A 17,197-nucleotide genomic window follows, 5' to 3' on the forward strand; every position below is an offset into this window, starting at 1 on the left:
GCACCTCTTTAGTGCGGATATTTTGCCCGGCATAGTCCTCAAAAAGCGTCGCCGCGCCCGCAAAATAGGAGCATAAAAACATCTCTATCATTGTTTTTCCTTTAATTAAATTTTCACTGATTTAAAAGCGCTCGTAAAGCTTGGCCGCAATGACTGCGAGCAAACGTATTTCAAAACGAGTAGATCAAATTCTACCGCGCCCGCAAAGCAAACGCACGACAAAAAAAACGGCGCGGGCGGAATTCTGTCGGTAAAAGGGCAAAATTTACCACCGCAACAGTTTGCAAACTATGCAAAAACCGAACGCAGCGCAAATCACTCCACAATCGCCAACTGCCTGGCGATTTTAAACTTCACTGAAACGACGCGAGCCTGCTAGATTAAGCTAGCTAGAGGAGTCGATCAGAGCGAACGATCAAAACGATCAAATCAAGCCAATCGATCTAATCAACCAAGGCAAAACGGCTAGTGCTTTTTATCTCTAAAAAATCTAACGATCTTAGCCTGTAGTTTGAACCACTCGCTAAGCTCCATTATAGGGTGCCCGGCGTAGTTTTTACCGCCCGCTAAGTCCTTGCTTATGCCGCCGCGCGCCGCGATCTGAGTGAAATCGCCCACGCTTACGTGCCCGCCGCTGCCGCTCTGTCCGCCCATCACGACGTTGCGTCCAAGCGTCGTCGAGCCCGCAAGCCCCACCTGAGAGACGATGAGGCAGTTTTGCCCTAGCTCGCAGTTGTGCCCGATCTGAACGAGATTGTCGATCTTGCTGCCGCACTTAACGATCGTAGAGCCGAACACTGCGCGGTCGATCGTCGTGCACGCGCCGATCTCGACCTCGTCTTGTAGCACGACGTTGCCGTTGTGATAAATTTTAACGTGCTCGCCCGTTTTGGTGTGCGCGTAGCCGAAGCCGTCGCTTCCGATGACGGCGTTTGCGTGGATTATGCAGTGCTCGCCGATGATCGTGTCATTGTAGATGACGGCGTTTGCGTGGATTATGCAGCCGCTTCCGATATGCACGTCATCGCCGATATACGCGCCGCTTAAAATGACGCAGTTCTCGCCGATCGTGGAATTTACGCCGATATGCACGCTCTGCCCAATCTGCGCGCTGGCAGCGATCTTTGCGGGCGCACCCTTGCGAATGAGGGGCTTGGCAAAATGCGCGCTTAAGATCGCAAAGGCTAGATGCGGATTTTCGCACTCCAGCGCTCGCACGCCGCTTGGGACGGCAGTGCCGCACTTTACCAACACGGCGGCTGCTTTGGTGGCGGATAAAAATTTCTCGTTTTTGTCGCTATCGCAGTAGCTAAGCTCGCTTTCGTTCGCGTTTTGAAGCGAATTTATCGCGGCGATCTCCGCGTCCGCTCCGTTAAGCTCTATGTTTAAAATTTCGGCAATTTTGGATAATTTCATTTGCGCTCCTTTGATTAAATTTTATCGCCGCTTACATATCCAGTGCGACGCTGCCGCCGCGGACGACGTCGATCGGATTGTATTTTTTTATCGTCTTTAAAAAGCCGTCGATGCGGTCTGCGTCGTCGCACGCCATGATGACGATCTTGCTGTCGTCGCTGTTTGCGATGCTGCCGTTGTAGGCTTTTAAAACGGCATCGAGCCCCGCTAAATTTTCACCCAGCGCGATCTTTACCAGAACCATCTCCTTTTCGACGAATTTTGCATCATCGATGACCTTGTAGACGGGGATCAGCTTGTGAAGCTGCTTGGTAATCTGCTCTATGACGCGCTCGTCGCCCGAAGTGACGATGCTAAGGCGCGATAGACCGGTGTTTGGAATCGGCGCAACGGTGAGGGTGTCGATATTATAGCCGCGCCCCGCAAAAAGCCCCGAGATCCGCGACAAAACGCCGTGCTCGTCGGTAACGACGACCGATATTACTCTTCTTATGCTATTCATCTTTACGACTCCTGCTCAAAAATCATATTATAAAGCGCGCCGCCTGCGGGCACCATCGGCCAGACGTTTTCGAAGCGATCGATCTTAGCCTCAATGACGCTTACTTTCTTACTCGCAAGAGCCTGCTTCAGCGCATCTTCAAATTCCGCTTTTGTGCTAACGCTAAAGCCCACGCCGCCGAAGCCCTCGACAAGCTTTACGAAATCGGGCTGCGAGCTAAGATCGGTCGATGAGAAACGCTGCCCGTAAAATAGGCTCTGCCACTGCCGCACCATGCCTAAGAAATTGTTGTTTAAGACGATATTTACGACGTTTAGACCGCTCGCGCTAGCGGTCATCAGCTCTTGGATATTCATCAAAATCGAGCCGTCGCCGCTGAAATTTATAACGGGTCTATCTCCGGCATAGGCCTTCGCGCCCAATGCTGCGGGCAGACCGTAGCCCATCGTGCCCTGCCCGCCGCTACTTAGTAGAGTGCGCGGCTTGCAAAACGGATAAAACTGCGCGACCCACATCTGATGCTGCCCCACGTCCGTAGCGATGATAGCGTCCTCACCCGCGATTTTTGCAGTACTTTGGATAACCCACTGCGGCTTTAAAATTTCATCGCTGTCGTTAAATTTAAGCGGGTGAATTTCATCGTATTTACGGATGAGTTCGCGCCACTGCTTGAAATTTTTAGGACTGACCTCGCTTTTAATGCGCGGCAGCATCTCCTCTAGCACCGATTTTACATCACCAACGATCGGATAATCCGCGTTTATGATCTTTGAGATCGAGCTAGGATCGATATCGACGTGGATGATCTTTGCGTTTTTGCCGAATTCGCTAAGCTTGCCGGTGACGCGATCGTCAAATCTCGCGCCCAAGCAGATTATCAGATCCGACTCGCTAAGCGCCATATTTGCGGCGTAGCTGCCATGCATTCCTACCATGCCGAGGCGGTTTTTATCATCGCTTCGCATAGCCCCCAGCGCCATAAGGGTTTCAACGACCGGGATCTGCGCAAACTCGCTAAGTTCGCGAACCAGCTCGCTTGCGTCCGCGCTGATGACACCGCCGCCGATGTAGAGGATAGGTTTTTTGCAGCTTGCGATTAGCTCGACGGCTTTTTTGATCTGTTTAGCGTTGCCCTTATAGTTCGGCTTATAAGTCTGCATCTTGATTTCGCTAGGATATTCAAAAACGCCAAGCTTCGCCGTTACGTCTTTGGGAATATCAACGTGCACGGGTCCAGGTCTGCCGCTGCGAGCGATGTAAAAGGCTTCTTTTAAAATTCTAGGCAGCTCTTCGATTGTTTTTACCAGATAGTTGTGTTTGACGCATGGGCGTGAAATTCCGATCGCATCGATCTCTTGAAAGGCGTCGGTACCGATAAGCGATGTCGCCACCTGCCCGCTGATAAGCACGATCGGAATGCTATCGCTATACGCCGTAGCAAGCCCCGTAAGCGCATTCGTGAACCCGGGACCGCTTGTGACGAACGCCACGCCGACCTTGCCGCTAGCGCGCGCGTATCCGTCCGCAGCTATCGCCGCGGCCTGTTCGTGGCGCACCAAAATGTGTCTGAAATATTTTTGTTTGTAAATTTCATCATAAATGTTTAGCGCTGCGCCGCCCGGGTAGCCAAAAACAACCTCAACCCCCTCCTGCCGCAACGCCTCCACGATCATCTGCGATCCGCTAATTTCTTTCATACGCCCATCCTGTTTCGTTGGAATAATTTTGTGATTATATTATTTTGTAAATTAAATTTCACGAATTTTAGGCGCTAAATCGGGTCGAATTTCAAATTTAATAGCGGCGCAGACGGGGCGAAATTTTGGAATTTAGAAAGAGTGGAAAAGGCAAATTTAAAATTTAGCCATAAATTTAAAACGGACGGGATGTTCGGATTTAAAATTTTAAAGTGCAGATTTGTTTCGACCAAACGCGGCACGGAATTTTTAACGTAAAATTTTAGCTTGAAATTTTACCACGTAAGCTGCTGATTAAATTTATAAATTTTTTGAAATTTTATCGTAGCGCAGAGCAACTCCTGTGTAAATTTTAAATTCCATAGCTACGAAATTAAAATTTAGCCGTAAATTTAAAACGGGCGGAATCTCGATTGTAAAATTCTAAAATTCCGCCTGCGTAAAATTAAATTTTAAAATCCTCTATCTACCTGCACGCCTACGCCCACGCTAGCGCAATTGCCGCTTTGCGGATCGCAGTCGCCGAAGCTTGTGACGCTACTGGATCTTTTTGAGCGGATCGTTCCCATATGCATAGGCACCGGCATGTTACGGCGCGAGCTTCCGCCAATCTCGCTATCGCTCATACCGCCAGAACTTCTCCTGCGAGAATAATCATCACGCGGAGGAGGCGGTGGCGGAGGAGGCGGTTTTATACCTCCGTGCGGAGGTGGTGGCATGCCGCCAGGAGGCGGGGGAGGAGGCGGCATCATGCCGCCGCGTCTATCATATCCTCGTGGAGGAGGAGGCGGAAAAGTACCGGTTTCGGTAATCGTGATGCCGTTTCCATAATTTTCCACGCGTCTATAAGTAGAGCCTCCGTAAACCGTGCGAGTGCGGGTCTTTTCGACCACGACTATATCGCGATCGGGTTTCACCGGCTGCTGCACATTAGCTCTAGGCGATATTTCAAAGCTCTTCTGCAGTTTGGCGGTATCGTAACTTGCAAAGCCGTTGATGCCCTTTAGCTCATCTGCACTTGAAATTTCGCGCTTTTGGCGGTATTGCATAAGCATATCCGCCCTACCCGCATCAAGCCCACCGATCGTCATCAGCTCGTAGCGACTAGCTTCGTTTATGTTGATTTTCGCCGCGGCGAGGCTCACTAAAAGAGCCAAAATCACTAAATTTTTCATGTGCGCTCCTTTGTTGAAAGTTACCAAATTCTAAACCCTCACGATAAATCTTTGATTAACACGCAAGCAAAATTTTGCTACAATTGCCTATCTTATTTCAAAGGATCAACCGATGAACGGAATTTTGCTCCTATGCGACGAGCCTGTCGCCTACCAATCCGAGCTAAAAAAACTAGATAAAATTTTATCCATGAGCTTTCACAACGTTTTGCAACTTTGCATCGCTGGCGATAATGCCCTTTTTAGCAGGAGTGAGCTTGAAAGAGCACTCGCGGACGGGCAGGATGAGCGCGTGCGAAAGGCGGCGATAGAGCGCTTCGCACAAATTTTAGAGCAGTGCAATTTTGTACTGGTTCGCGGCGTAGCGGGAGCCGATCTGCGAGAGCTAAATTTACAAATCGCAAAGGATCTAAATATCCCCGTTTGCGGATTTTATCCTAACGAAATTGCCGCGCACATCGGCACGCACTCGATCGCTGCAGCAAAAGCGGTAAGCTTTGCCAGCATATATGAGGATAAAATTTCATTTTCCGCGCTAAGACCTGCACAAGAGGGTGCAAATTCTAAAAAATCGGAGCTTTACGGTAAAAATTCTGCCTGCGAAAAGGGCGCGATAGAGCTTGATAAAGTCGTTGCCGACAAAAGCTACTTCACGGACGCGGCAAACTCCACGCGCTGTGAAATTCTAACCCCGTTGAAATTTGAAAGCAAGCTCTACGCCAAGGCTCGCGCGAACGTTAAAACCGTCGTGCTACCAGAAAGCGACGATGAGAGAATTCTGCGCGCGGCTGCGATTATAAAGCAAAGCGGTGCTGCAAATTTGATCCTTTTAGGGCGACAAGACGAAGTGCAAAAAAACGCGAGCGAGCTGGGGCTCAATCTAAGCGGCGTTAAAATTTTAGATCCGCAGACGGATGCGAGCTTAGAAAAATTTGCGCGCGATCTTTATGAGCTTCGCAAGGCAAAGGGCATGAGCGAGGCGCAGGCGCGCGATTTAGTGCGCGATCGCACCTACTTCGGCACGATGCTCGTGTATGAAGGGCTAGCCGATGCGATGGTAAGCGGTGCCGGCACGACTACTGCAGAGACGATCCGCCCTGCGCTTCAGATCATCAAGACAAAACCGGGCATCGCAACCGTTAGCGGCGCATTTATAATGTGCCTGGATACGCAGGCGCTGCTTTTTGCCGACTGCGCCGTAGCGCCGAGCCCGAGCGCGGAGTATCTGGCGGGTATCGCGATCTCAAGTGCTGCGACTGCAAAGGCTTTCGGGCTTGAACCGCGCGTGGCGATGTTAAGCTACTCCAGCGGCGATAGCGGTAGCGGTGAAAACGTGGAATTCATAAAAACTGCAACGCAAAAAGCACGCGAAAAGGCGCCCGAGCTTCTTATCGACGGACCGCTACAATTCGATGCTGCGGTCGATCCGGCGGTTGCCAAGAAAAAAATACCGAATTCTGCGGTCGCAGGGCGTGCGAACGTATTTATCTTCCCCGATCTTAACTGCGGAAATATCTGTTACAAAGCCGTGCAGCGCACCGCAGGCGCCGTGGCGATTGGACCGATCTTGCAGGGCTTAAAAAAGCCGGTAAACGATCTAAGCCGCGGCTGCAAGGTCGCCGATATCGTAAACACGATACTTATCAGCGCCATTCAAGCAGGAGAGAATTAATGGATATCCTAGTCATAAATTCCGGCTCGAGCTCGGTTAAATTTAAATTCCACGATATGCTAAATCACGCCTGCATTGCAAGTGGGCTCATCGAGGAGATTGGCTCGACGCACGCAAGCGGAAGCATCAATTGCGCCAATGGACGAAGCATAAAAGTTGAAAACGAGCAAATTCCAAATCACGAGACCGCGATTGCGATCGCGATCGATCTTTTAAAACAAAGCGGAGTAATCAACGATCTAACTCAAGTAGGCGGCATCGGGCATAGAATAGTCCAAGGTGCGGATTATTTCGACGCTCCCGCGCTCATAGATGATGACGTAATGGCTAAAATCGCCGAGCTTGCGCCGCTTGCACCACTACACAATCCTGCAAATTTAGCGGGCATCAAATCCTGCCTAAAGATCGCTCCGAAAATTCCAAACGTAGCGGTTTTCGATACGATATTTCATCAAAGCATCCCGCCTTATGCGTATATGTACGCGCTGCCGTATGAATTCTACGAAAAATATAAGGTTCGTCGCTACGGCGCGCACGGCACGTCGCATTGGTTCGTCTCGACAATGGGAGCGAAATTTTTACGTAAGAAATACGAAAACTTCAACGCCATTACGCTACATCTTGGCAACGGATCGAGCGTGAGCGCCATAGAAAACGGCAAGTGCATCGACACCTCAATGGGGCTAACGCCGCTTGAGGGGATCATTATGGGCACCAGATGCGGCTCGATCGATCCTGCGATCATCCCATACATCGAGCGCGTCGCGGGCTACAACGCGCAGGATATGGACGTTATAATGAACAAAAAAAGCGGACTTTTGGGCATCTGCGGTGCAAGCGATCTGCGAAAGGTATATGAAAAGATGGAAGGCGGCGAGCCGCGCGCGAAACTTGCGTTTGAGATGCTCGTGTACAGCGTCGTTAAGATGATCGGAGCGTATTATGCCGTGCTCGGGCGAGTGGACGCTTTGATCTTTACCGGAGGTATAGGCGAAAATGCGCCGCATTTTAGACAAAATGTCTGCGAGAAGCTTGCTCATATCGGCATCGAAATCGATGCGACAAAAAACGCAAAAAATACCGGCTCGATTAGAAATTTAAGCGCGGCGGATAGTAAAATCAAAACGCTCGTAATCCCTACCAACGAGGAGCTGGCGATCGCCGAAGCCACGGTCGATACGATCAACAAAAACTCCGCGCAGATCGACTATCAGAAATACTCGGAATTTTAAATTTGATCTAGTGGGATTCCGCGGTTATTTTGCGAGCAAGCAACGCCAACCTGCCTTTTTTGTTAGGCAATTAAATTTTAGGTTTTGGCTGTAAGCTTGCGTGAAATGAAAGGGCTTTCTTTATTTTAGTGGCTTTCTGGCTAAGACGATACGAGAAATTGCTACGCTACGCGCGGGTTTAAATTTTATTTGTCGCTTCCGATAAGGCTTAAATTCTTGCTCGGAGGGGGCGGGGAGGAAGGGGCTATGCTTGCAAAGCGCCTTTTTTGCTTTGCCCGGGCCTCGCCTCGCAACCGCAAGCAGGTCTGCCGCCCAAACCCCGCCTAGATCACTGCGCGTTAGAAGCGGCGACGCTTTGTTTTTAAACAAAGCTTTGCTGGTTAAATTTAATAAATTTGGCTTCAAATTAGACCGTAAAATTCCAAAACAGGTCCTTATTGTGAAATTTACCGGATAATAAGGCATAAAATTTTAAAATTTAGCGCAAGCCGGGTTTTGACACGCAAATTTTATTAAAGGAGCGAACGATGAGCGATTTGCCGAATTCTTAAGACGCACGGCAGCAAGATGCGCCGTATCCCGATACGAAATTTACTAAATTTTTCGGGCGACTTTACGCGGCGGTTTTTGCGCTGTTTGCGATCACGGCGCTTAGTGTATTTGCGCTACCCGAAAACATTTTAGACGTAAGCGCGGCATGCGCGGACTTCGTTGGATTTATGAAGCGGTTTTTTCCAAATATCGCCGCGATCGGCAAAATAAGCCCGCACACGCAGCTTGCGGAATTTTACGTCGCGGCATTGTGGGTACCTATTTTAACGGCTTTCGCGCTAAGCTGCGTGTATTGTCCGATCGCCACATTCTTATACAAAAAAGAGCTTCCCGCCGTCAAGACGCAGCTATTTGTGATATTGCTCGCTATACCTTTCGCTTACTGGGCATTAAACAATTATTTCTACGCCGATTTTGCCATAAACGGCATCCCACACAAAGTAGGCAACGGGCGGACGTTTCCAACTTTTGCGAGCAGAGAGAGCCTGTTTGGTTGGCTATCGTTTTTTGGAGGCGGCTCAATGTTTTTTGGTATATCTGTTCCGATTTTATTCAGTAATATAATCCGCTGGATATACTTATCAAGAAATAAAAGCTAAATTTTATGAAATCGCGGACGAATAACATTCCGCACCCATAACTTTTAGGGTCATTTTACGAGCGCAAAGCGAGCGGGCGATTAAATTTAAACGCTCCGGCAATTAGAGCCTTTTTGCGCGGAATTTAAGCGACCAAACTACGATTAAATTTAAACCGCAAGCGACCGCTTTTAAATTTTAAATTTCACTAAATTTTAAAATTTTACTCTCGCCACGTAAGGCGAAAGGTCGTTATCTCGCCCGGCACGCTGTCGTAGGAGATAGAAAAGGAGTATTTTTTGCAGACCTCGCTTACGATGCTAAGCCCGATTCCAAAGCCGCCCTCGCTTGAGTTAAAGCGCGCAAAGCGCCTGAAAATTTCGTCGCCCTTTTTCCTGTCGATCCCCTCGCCGCTATTTGAGATCGCTAGCTCGCCGTGCCTTAGCCGCACATCCACGTAGCCGCCTGCATCGGCGTATTTTACGGCGTTGCTTAGCAGATTGTCGATCAGGCGCGAAATTTCATAGACGTTTGCGTTCATGCTCGCATCCGCAAGATCGGTTTTAAGGCTTAGTCTGCGCTTTTGAATAAACGGCGCGAAGTATTCGCAGCGCGAAGCGACGAGGCTCTTTAGATCGATCGAGCTAATCTCGCCCTCCTTATTCATACCGAAGGTTAAAAACACGAGATCCTCGTAGATGCGCGAAAGCGTCTTAGCGGCAAGGTCGATATTAGCGACGCGCTTGGCGTTGTATTCTCCAAGCTCTGCGTGCCGCATCGTCTCGACGCTCATGGAGATAATACTAAGCGGAGTATTAATCTCGTGGGTACTATCCTTGATGAAGCGATTTAGCGTGTCAATCTTATCGTAAAGCGGCTTTGTACCTAGCCGCACCAGATAAAACGCCACGGCTAATATCACACCCAAAAGCGCTATCATCATCGCTGCGGTTTTGATACGAAGCGTTAAAATTTCGCCCTGCACGCTACTTCCAAGCAGAATGATTTTAGCTTTGGAAAAGGCGTTTCGCTCCTCCATATTTTGCAGATTCTCATAAATTCCTAGCCTTCCGCCACTTATAAATTCCGCCTTTAGCTTCGCTTTATCAAGTGCGCCAAGCTCACCACTGCAGCCGTAAATTTCATCAGAGTTTGGCTTAAATATACACGCACTCACGCCCTTTTCGCGCTCAAAGTCCGCTAGCGATTCCAGCCCGTCCATGCTTGCTTTCATATAGATCATCATTTTGATCTCTTTTAGCTCTTTTATCCTGTGCGAAAGTAGCGCGGCTTCGTTCATCCTGTAATTTATCTTGAAAAAATATCCCAAAAACAACGCACTTGAAATGAGATATAAAGATAGAATTTTAAGCGTTAAAGCGGTCTTTTCAGACATACAGATACCCTGCGTTGCGGCGATTTATGATGTGCTCTTCGCCTAGGACGCGGCGTAGATTTTTGATATAAGTTCGCAGCGCTTCCTCGCTCGGAGTTTCGTCAAAAGCGTAGATCGCGGAGAAAATTTCATCCTTGCTTAAAAGCCTGTTTTTATTTTGTAAAAAAAGCGCCAATAGCTCGCGCTCTTTGTTTGAAAGCGCGACGGGCACGCCCGATCTGCGCAGCTCTTTGCTTGCAAAATAAAATTTAAACTCATCGTCAATAGTTACAAAATCATCAAAATTATGGCTGAAGTTTCGCTTTATGAGCGAATTAACGCGCAGCAGCAGCTCTTTTAATTCATACGGTTTTTTGAGATAATCGTCGCAGCCGCTTTTAAAACCGACCTCAAGGTCATCGAGCGTATTTAGCGACGTAGCAAATATCGCAGGAGTGTGATCGCCGTTCTTGCGTAGCTCTTTTAAAAGTGAAAAACCGTCGCCTTTGGGGATTTTTACGTCAAAGATAAAAAGATCAAATTTTTGCTCATAAGCAAGATCTGCAGCGCTTTGAGCGTCGCTGCAAACGCACACGTCAAAGTCTGCATTTCTTAAATATTCGCCGATGAGATCGCAAAGGGTCTCATCGTCCTCTACGAGTAAAATTTTACTCACTACATCTCTTTTTTAATCTCTTTTTTCATCTCTTTTTTTGCATGAGAGCCCTTTTTAACGGCATCTTTTTTCATACCATGCGTCTCGTGCTTCATATGTTTCATCTCGGCTTTCACCTCTTTCGCACCATTATGCATTGATGTATTGGCGTCCTTCATCTCATCTTTCATGCCCATGTCGGCAGCTACGGCAAAAGTGCCAGCAAATAGCGCACTAAGCGCAAACAAAGTAAGTTTTTTCATTACGTACTCCTTAAAAAAAATTAGTGGAATTATACTTCCGCAAAAGTGAAGTAAGTGTGAAATTCCGAAAAAATTCAAATTTAAATTTAAACGCCTGTAATTTCAAACGCAGAGCGGCTTAAATGCGCTCGGTCGGTCGCGATCCCTGAAATTTAAACCATCTCGCTATGGCTAGTCGAATTCTAAACGCAAATCAAAGCTAGCCAGAGCGCACACCAACAGCGCATCGCCGAGCTTACTTTACCGCGGCGAGATAAAAATTTAAACCGCCGGCGAAACTGATTAAATTTATAATGCCACGACTCGGTCATTAAATTTAAAACGCCGCGCAAGTCTTTAAATTTGCGGCATCGCGCGAGCTTTTAAATTCGCTATGCCGCGTAAGCCCTTAAATTTAGTGCGGCGCAAGCGCACAGTGCGCGAAATCGCACCTAGATCGCGGCGCAGCTTTTGATCTCATCCTCACTTACGATCTCGTAGATCACGCCCGCGTTTTTGATAAACTCCTCCACGCGCGCGACGTGTGCGGGCTCTACGTTGATCACGAGGCTTCCGACGACGTTTTTATCGAGGCGCTCAAGCTTGCCCCAGACGATGTTAAAATTTATCTCCAAAGCGCGCGCCATATGCGTGATCACGCTGTCAAACGCAACCGCGGGCGGGAAAAAGAGCCTGATATTCACGCCGCTTGCGGGCAGCACCTCCTCCTCGCCCAAAAACTCCTTCATATTCTCATCCGGGTGCAAAAATAGCGAGACGATATCGCCCGAGTTGCTCACGCGTCCGCCCTTAAGCAGGATCGCCCGCTGCGCGATGCCCTTTACGACCTCCATCTCGTGCGTAACAAGCACGATCGTGATGCCTAGTTCGCGATTGATACGGCGCAGAAGCGATAAAATTTGCGCGGTGGTGTTGGGATCAAGCGCCGAGGTCGCCTCGTCGGAAAGCAAAATTTTAGGGCTTAGTGCAAGCGCGCGCGCAATCGCCACGCGCTGTTTTTGTCCGCCGCTAAGCTCGCTGGGGTAGGCATTTGCTTTATCCGCAAGCCCCACGAGCTCCAAAAGCTCGGCGACGCGGCGCTTTGTATGGTCCTTTGAATAGCCCCAAAACGCAAGCGGCGTGGCAACGTTTTGCGCGACGGTGCGGCGGCTCATTAGCGCGAAGTGCTGAAAAATCATACCGATATTTTTGCGCAGCTCACGGATCTGAGCGGCGCTTAGATCTCTTACCTCCCTGCCCTCGACTTTAAGACTTCCTTCTTGATAGTCCTCAAGCTCGTTTATGCAGCGCAGCAGCGTGCTTTTACCCGCGCCGCTGCGGCCGACGATGGCAAAAATTTCGCCCTGCTTTACTTCCAAGCTCACATCGTCGATCACGCAGGTTTTGCCGTAAAATTTCTTTAAATTTTCTATCTTTATCACTCAGATTTCCTCGTTCATAATTCCGCTGAAACGCCCCCAGAAATTTATAAAATTTCGCGCCTTAGCTCATCTGCGCTCTTTGGCGAAAGAAGTGCCGGAGCGATGTCAAACACGCTAAACGCGCCGCACTCGCCTCTTTGCACTAAGCGATACGCCGCGCGGGCGTAAGCTACGAGCACGCTTGCGGTAAATTCGGGATTTGAATCAAGCTTTAGCGAAAACTCGATCAAATGTTTATTTTCGCCGCGCTCGCCCGTCGCTCCGCTTCGCAAAACAAATCCTCCGTGAGGGATGCCGCCGTGCTCTTTTTTAAGCGTCGCAATATCGATAAAATGCACGCTCGTATCGTAGTCGGAGAAGTAATTGGGCATCGTTTTTATCTCACGCTCGATGCGCGCTTTATCGGCGCCGTCCTGCGCCACGACGTAGCACTCGCGCAGGTGTTTTTCGCGCGTGCTAAGACTCGGGTTTTCACCCGCGCGAACTCGCTCCAAGGCGCTATCTATCGGTACGGTGTATTGGCGCGCATCCACGACGCCCTCGATCCTGCGGATGGCGTCGGAGTGGCCTTGGCTCACGCCTTTGCCCCAAAACGTGTAGCTGCTGCCGTTTTGCAGCACGCTCTCGCCAAATAGACGGCTTAGCGAAAATAGACCCGGATCCCAGCCTACGGCGATGATACCAACTTTTCCGCCCGCTTTGGCGGCGGCGTCTACCGCGGCGAAGTGCTCTGGGATTTTTGCGTGCGTATCGAAGCTATCTACGACGTTAAAGCTCTGCGCAAACTCTGGCGTCTGCGTCGGTAGATCCGTTGCGCTGCCGCCGCAAAGCACCAAAACGTCAAATTCGCCCTTGTGCGATAAAATTTCATCCGCGCTAAATACCGGCGCGCCGCATGTTTGCACGCTGTGCGGCTCGCGGCGAGAAAACACCGCCGAAAGCTGCAAATCCTTGCTATTTCGCGCGGCAAGCTCTACGCCGCGACCTAAATTTCCATATCCCAAAACCGCTATTTTTATTTTTTCGCTCATTTTTTATCCTTGATAAATTTTAAAATTTAGCGCGTAAAACGGCGCGCTGCCGATGAAATTTTACCTCAGTAGGAAATAATAAATCACGTATAACCAACTTAAAAATCCGTGGATTATCGCCCACATTATGCTTTTATTGACTCCCCATGATAGTGCGACGGCTATGACCGTGCCTAAAGTAAATCCACCTATACTACCTTTTGACATATTTTTCTCCTTGATTTAAATTTAGACTCAAACGAGCGGGCTACTCGCCAAACGCCTTTAGCTCATCGCATACTTTGGCGAATTTCTCCTGCGCGCTTTGCAGCCCTTCGCGGTTGGCTTCGACTACGGCTTGCGGGGCGGAGGCCACGAATTTCTCGTTATTTAGCATGCCTGAGAGCTTTTCGATCTCTTTTTGCAGCTTCGCTTTTTGCGCGTTAAGGCGCGAAATCACGCCGCTAAGATCGACCCCCTCAAGCGGCACGAAGCTTTCTAAGCTCTCGCTTACGTCGCGGGCGGAATTTGCGATATTTTGCTGCGTAAATTCCACTTCATCCACCTTTGCTAGCGTTTTGATGTAATCCGCGGCGGCGCTTAGATCGACTGCGGATTTGACGTAGGCTTTGGCTACGCGCGCATTGCCGAGCTCGATCGTCGCCTTTGCGCGGCGAATGCTAACGATCGCTTCTATAAGAAGCGAAAATAGCTCCTCGATCCGCTCGTCGCGCTCGCCAGGATGTGGGTATCGCATCACCATGATGGAGCACGCATCTTGCAGCTTCGTGCCGCTTAGCTCCTGATACAGATACTCGCTTAGAAACGGCATAAACGGGCTTAGCAGCTTCATCGCTTCTTTAAAAATCATACCTAGCTCGCCGATCGCAGCCTTGTCCGCCTTGCTAAGCTCGATGCCCCAATCGCAAAATTCGTCCCAAAAAAACTTATAAAGCTCGGTCGCAGCGTCGTTGAAGCGGTATTCGTCTAAATTTTCCCGCACCGCGCCCACGCAGCAGTTAAAGCGCGAAAGCATATATTTGCCGAGGCTCGTTTTGATCCGCGCCGCGTCCAAATCATCGAATTTAGAAGCGTTTAAAAGCAAAAATTTGCTCGCGTTATAGAGCTTATTCGTAAAATTTCGGTAAATCAAAAGCTTGTCGTCGCTAAGGCGCAGATCGCGTCCCTGCACGCACAAAATCGTAAGCGTAAAGCGCAAAATATCGGCGCTAAATTCATCTATTTTTAGCAGCGGATCGACTACGTTTTTGCTCGATTTGCTCATCTTTTTGCCGTCTTTGTCCTTAACTAAGGCGTGCAGGTAGATGTCGCGAAACGGCAGCTCGCCCATGGCGTTTTGGCACTGAAACATCATACGCGCGACCCAGAAAAACAAAATGTCAAAGCCGGTAATCAGCATGGTATTCGGATAAAATTCGCTCAAATCCTCCTCAAACCACTTCTCGTTTTTCAGAGCCTCGCCGTTGCCCCAGCCAAGCGTGCTGATCGGCCAAAGACCGCTTGAAAACCACGTATCGAGCACGTCGGGATCTTGAGTAAAATTTTTGCCGCCGCATTTTGGGCAGGCATCGGGGCTCTCGCGCTCATCCGCCCACTGATGACCGCAGTCGCAGTAAAACACGGGAATTCTATGCCCCCACCACAGCTGGCGACTGATGCACCAGTCCTTCAGCTCACGCATCCAGGCGTTGAAGCTATTAATCCAGTGCTTCGGGAAAAATTCCGCCTCACCGGAATTTACTTTGGTAATTGCATCTTTTGCGATATCTGCGCGCACGAACCACTGCTGCGAGATGTACGGCTCGACGACGTTTTTGCAGCGGTAGCAATAGCCGACTTGATTTTCGTAATCCTCGATTTTTTCGATAAAGCCCAGCCTATCAAGCTCTGCTACGATCTGATCGCGCGCGGCAAGTCGCTCTAAGCCTTGAAATTTACCGCACTGCTCGTTTAAAATTCCTTTTTCGTCAAATACCGTGATAAAGCCCAGCTCGTGGCGCTTGCCGACCTCGTAGTCGTTGGTATCGTGCGCGGGCGTGACCTTTACGGCGCCCGTTCCAAAGCTCATATCGACGTATTCGTCGGCGATGATCTCTATCTCGCGACCGATTAGCGGCAGCACGACTTTTTTGCCGATCAAATTTTTATAGCGTTCGTCCGCGGGATTTACCATCACCGCAGTGTCGCCGAAGTAGGTCTCGGGGCGCGTCGTCGCGACAACAATGTAGTTGCGACTCGTCTCGCGCGAATCTTTGCAAGAGTTTGAATTTTGTCCGCCCGCAAAGTAATAACGCAAGTGATAAAGTTTGCCCTTGTTCTCCCTGTGCTCTACCTCCACGTCGCTTAGCGCGCCGTCGTGCGTGCACCAATTTACCATGTAGTTTCCGCGCACGATGAGCCCCGCGTCGTATAAGCTTACGAAAGCTTTACGCACAGCGTTTTTAAGCCCCTCATCCATAGTAAAGCGCTGTCTGCTCCACGCAGGCGTGACGCCAAGGCGCTTCATCTGCTTTACGATCTGCCCGCCGCTTTGCTCCTTCCAGCGCCAAACGTGCTTTAAAAACTCCTCGCGCCCTATCTCTTCTTTTTTGATCCCTTGCGCCAAAAGCTCGCGCTCGACGACGTTTTGCGTCGCGATGCCTGCGTGGTCTAACCCCGGTTGCCAAAGCGTACGGTAGCCGTCCATTCGCTTATATCGCGTCATAATATCTTGCAGTGTAAAAGTGAGAGAATGCCCGATATGAAGCACTCCGGTGACATTCGGCGGCGGTAGCATAATGCAAAAGTTTTTGCCTTTTTGCTGGATATCTTTATTTCCGTCGATCTCGAAGTAGCCGCGCTGCTCCCAAATTTTATAAAAGCTCTCCTCTACGGCTTTCGCGTCATAAAAATCTGCCATTTTCAGCCTTTTTTTAAAATTTTAAATTTTGCGATTTTAGCGGAATTTTTGTAAAGCGCTCATTAAAGCGTGCCAATTCTGCATTATACAATAAAATGTAGTATTTAAATATATATAGAAATATCGAATTTTAGAATATTTTAGATAAAATTTTAAAAAATCATATAAAAACACTTGACATTAAAAATTCTACCTGCTATAATACCGCGAAATTTTAACCAAAAGGATTAAATATGAAGAAATTTCTTCTCGCTTCGCTTCTTAGCGCCAGCGTCGTCAGCTTCGCTCTTGCCGAAAAAATCGTAGTCGCCGCTACTCCGATACCGCATGCCGAAATTTTAGAGCAGATTAAGCCTGATCTAAAAGCCCAAGGTTACGATCTTGAGGTCAAGGTTTTTAACGACTACGTAACCCCGAACCTCGCTACCGATAGCGGCGACGTGGATGCGGGATTTTTCCAGCACGTGCCGTATATGGAGGAATTTAACGCTAATAAAGGCACAAAATTAAAAGCGACCGTGGGCGTACATTTAGAGCCGATGGGCATCTACAGCCATAAGATTAAAAATTTAAAAGATCTTAAAAACGGCGCTAAAGTTGCCGTGCCGAACGATCCGACCAACGAAAGCCGCGCTCTTGATCTGCTCGTAGCCGCGGGGCTCATCGAAGTTGATCAAAATGCCAAGCTTCGCACGCCGCTAGACGTCACGAAAAACCCTAAAAATTTAG

15 protein-coding genes are annotated in these 17,197 nt (G+C 49.1%); 4 read left to right on the forward strand and 11 right to left on the reverse strand.

Features of this window, described 5'->3' with window-relative positions; genetic code table 11:
• Nucleotides 1-465: 465 nt before the first annotated feature.
• The 4 genes from lpxD to Q0605_RS05225 form a co-directional block, all read right to left on the reverse strand.
• Complete coding sequence (gene lpxD / locus Q0605_RS05210) at nt 466-1,416, reverse strand: UDP-3-O-(3-hydroxymyristoyl)glucosamine N-acyltransferase (RefSeq protein ID WP_298704860.1); 951 nt, start codon at nt 1,414-1,416, stop codon at nt 466-468.
• A 31-nt stretch (nt 1,417-1,447) separates the two neighbouring features.
• Nucleotides 1,448-1,918 carry an acetolactate synthase small subunit gene (gene ilvN / locus Q0605_RS05215; protein WP_177389272.1) on the reverse strand — a complete coding sequence of 157 codons (471 nt, stop codon included), beginning with the start codon at nt 1,916-1,918 and terminating at the stop codon, nt 1,448-1,450.
• 2 nt (nt 1,919-1,920) lie between these two features.
• A complete protein-coding gene (locus Q0605_RS05220; RefSeq protein ID WP_298704862.1) occupies nt 1,921-3,615 on the reverse strand; it encodes an acetolactate synthase large subunit in 1,695 nt (564 codons plus the stop codon).
• 452 nt (nt 3,616-4,067) lie between these two features.
• The gene (locus tag Q0605_RS05225; protein ID WP_298704864.1) at nt 4,068-4,790 is read right to left on the reverse strand and encodes a helix-hairpin-helix domain-containing protein; all 723 of its coding nucleotides are present in this window, start codon (nt 4,788-4,790) and stop codon (nt 4,068-4,070) included.
• 112 nt (nt 4,791-4,902) lie between these two features.
• Here Q0605_RS05225 and pta point away from each other — a divergent pair, with 112 nt between their 5' ends.
• From pta to Q0605_RS05240, 3 genes are all read left to right on the forward strand, one after another.
• Nucleotides 4,903-6,462: a phosphate acetyltransferase gene (gene pta, locus Q0605_RS05230; RefSeq protein WP_298704866.1), complete on the forward strand. Its 1,560-nt coding sequence runs from the start codon at nt 4,903-4,905 to the stop codon at nt 6,460-6,462.
• Entirely contained in the window at nt 6,462-7,694 is a 1,233-nt protein-coding gene (locus tag Q0605_RS05235) for an acetate kinase (protein ID WP_298052828.1), read from the forward strand. The genes pta and Q0605_RS05235 overlap by 1 nt, the downstream gene beginning before the upstream one ends.
• 719 nt (nt 7,695-8,413) lie before the next feature.
• Nucleotides 8,414-8,845, forward strand: a complete 432-nt coding sequence (locus Q0605_RS05240; RefSeq protein WP_298704868.1) for a hypothetical protein — start codon at nt 8,414-8,416, stop codon at nt 8,843-8,845.
• 202 nt (nt 8,846-9,047) lie between these two features.
• Here the strand turns inward: Q0605_RS05240 and Q0605_RS05245 are convergent, their stop codons facing one another.
• The 7 genes from Q0605_RS05245 to Q0605_RS05275 all read right to left on the reverse strand — a co-directional run bounded on the left by Q0605_RS05245 (nt 9,048) and on the right by Q0605_RS05275 (nt 16,468).
• Nucleotides 9,048-10,220 (reverse strand): HAMP domain-containing sensor histidine kinase, encoded by a 1,173-nt coding sequence (locus Q0605_RS05245; protein WP_298704870.1) that lies wholly within the window; start codon nt 10,218-10,220, stop codon nt 9,048-9,050.
• Nucleotides 10,213-10,875, reverse strand: coding sequence for a response regulator transcription factor (locus Q0605_RS05250; protein WP_297948458.1), 663 nt, complete (start codon nt 10,873-10,875; stop codon nt 10,213-10,215). Before Q0605_RS05250 ends, Q0605_RS05245 begins: the two co-directional genes overlap by 8 nt.
• On the reverse strand, nt 10,875-11,117 hold the full coding sequence (locus tag Q0605_RS05255; RefSeq protein WP_297902676.1) for a hypothetical protein: 243 nt from the start codon (nt 11,115-11,117) through the stop codon (nt 10,875-10,877). Before Q0605_RS05255 ends, Q0605_RS05250 begins: the two co-directional genes overlap by 1 nt.
• Nucleotides 11,118-11,548: 431 nt before the next feature.
• Nucleotides 11,549-12,538 (reverse strand): methionine ABC transporter ATP-binding protein, encoded by a 990-nt coding sequence (locus tag Q0605_RS05260; protein WP_298704872.1) that lies wholly within the window; start codon nt 12,536-12,538, stop codon nt 11,549-11,551.
• Nucleotides 12,539-12,582: 44 nt separating this feature from the next.
• Nucleotides 12,583-13,569: a diaminopimelate dehydrogenase gene (locus tag Q0605_RS05265; protein ID WP_298704874.1), complete on the reverse strand. Its 987-nt coding sequence runs from the start codon at nt 13,567-13,569 to the stop codon at nt 12,583-12,585.
• 60 nt (nt 13,570-13,629) lie between these two features.
• Nucleotides 13,630-13,776 carry a hypothetical protein gene (locus tag Q0605_RS05270; protein ID WP_297880516.1) on the reverse strand — a complete coding sequence of 49 codons (147 nt, stop codon included), beginning with the start codon at nt 13,774-13,776 and terminating at the stop codon, nt 13,630-13,632.
• 40 nt (nt 13,777-13,816) lie between these two features.
• The gene (locus tag Q0605_RS05275; protein ID WP_298704876.1) at nt 13,817-16,468 is read right to left on the reverse strand and encodes a valine--tRNA ligase; all 2,652 of its coding nucleotides are present in this window, start codon (nt 16,466-16,468) and stop codon (nt 13,817-13,819) included.
• 233 nt (nt 16,469-16,701) lie between these two features.
• Between Q0605_RS05275 and Q0605_RS05280 the strand changes: the two genes are divergently transcribed.
• A partial coding sequence (locus Q0605_RS05280; RefSeq protein WP_298704878.1) for a MetQ/NlpA family ABC transporter substrate-binding protein occupies nt 16,702-17,197 on the forward strand: 496 nt, incomplete at its 3' end.

The sequence above is a fragment of the uncultured Campylobacter sp. genome, assembly GCF_938017705.1.
Taxonomy (GTDB): Bacteria; Campylobacterota; Campylobacteria; order Campylobacterales; family Campylobacteraceae; genus Campylobacter_B.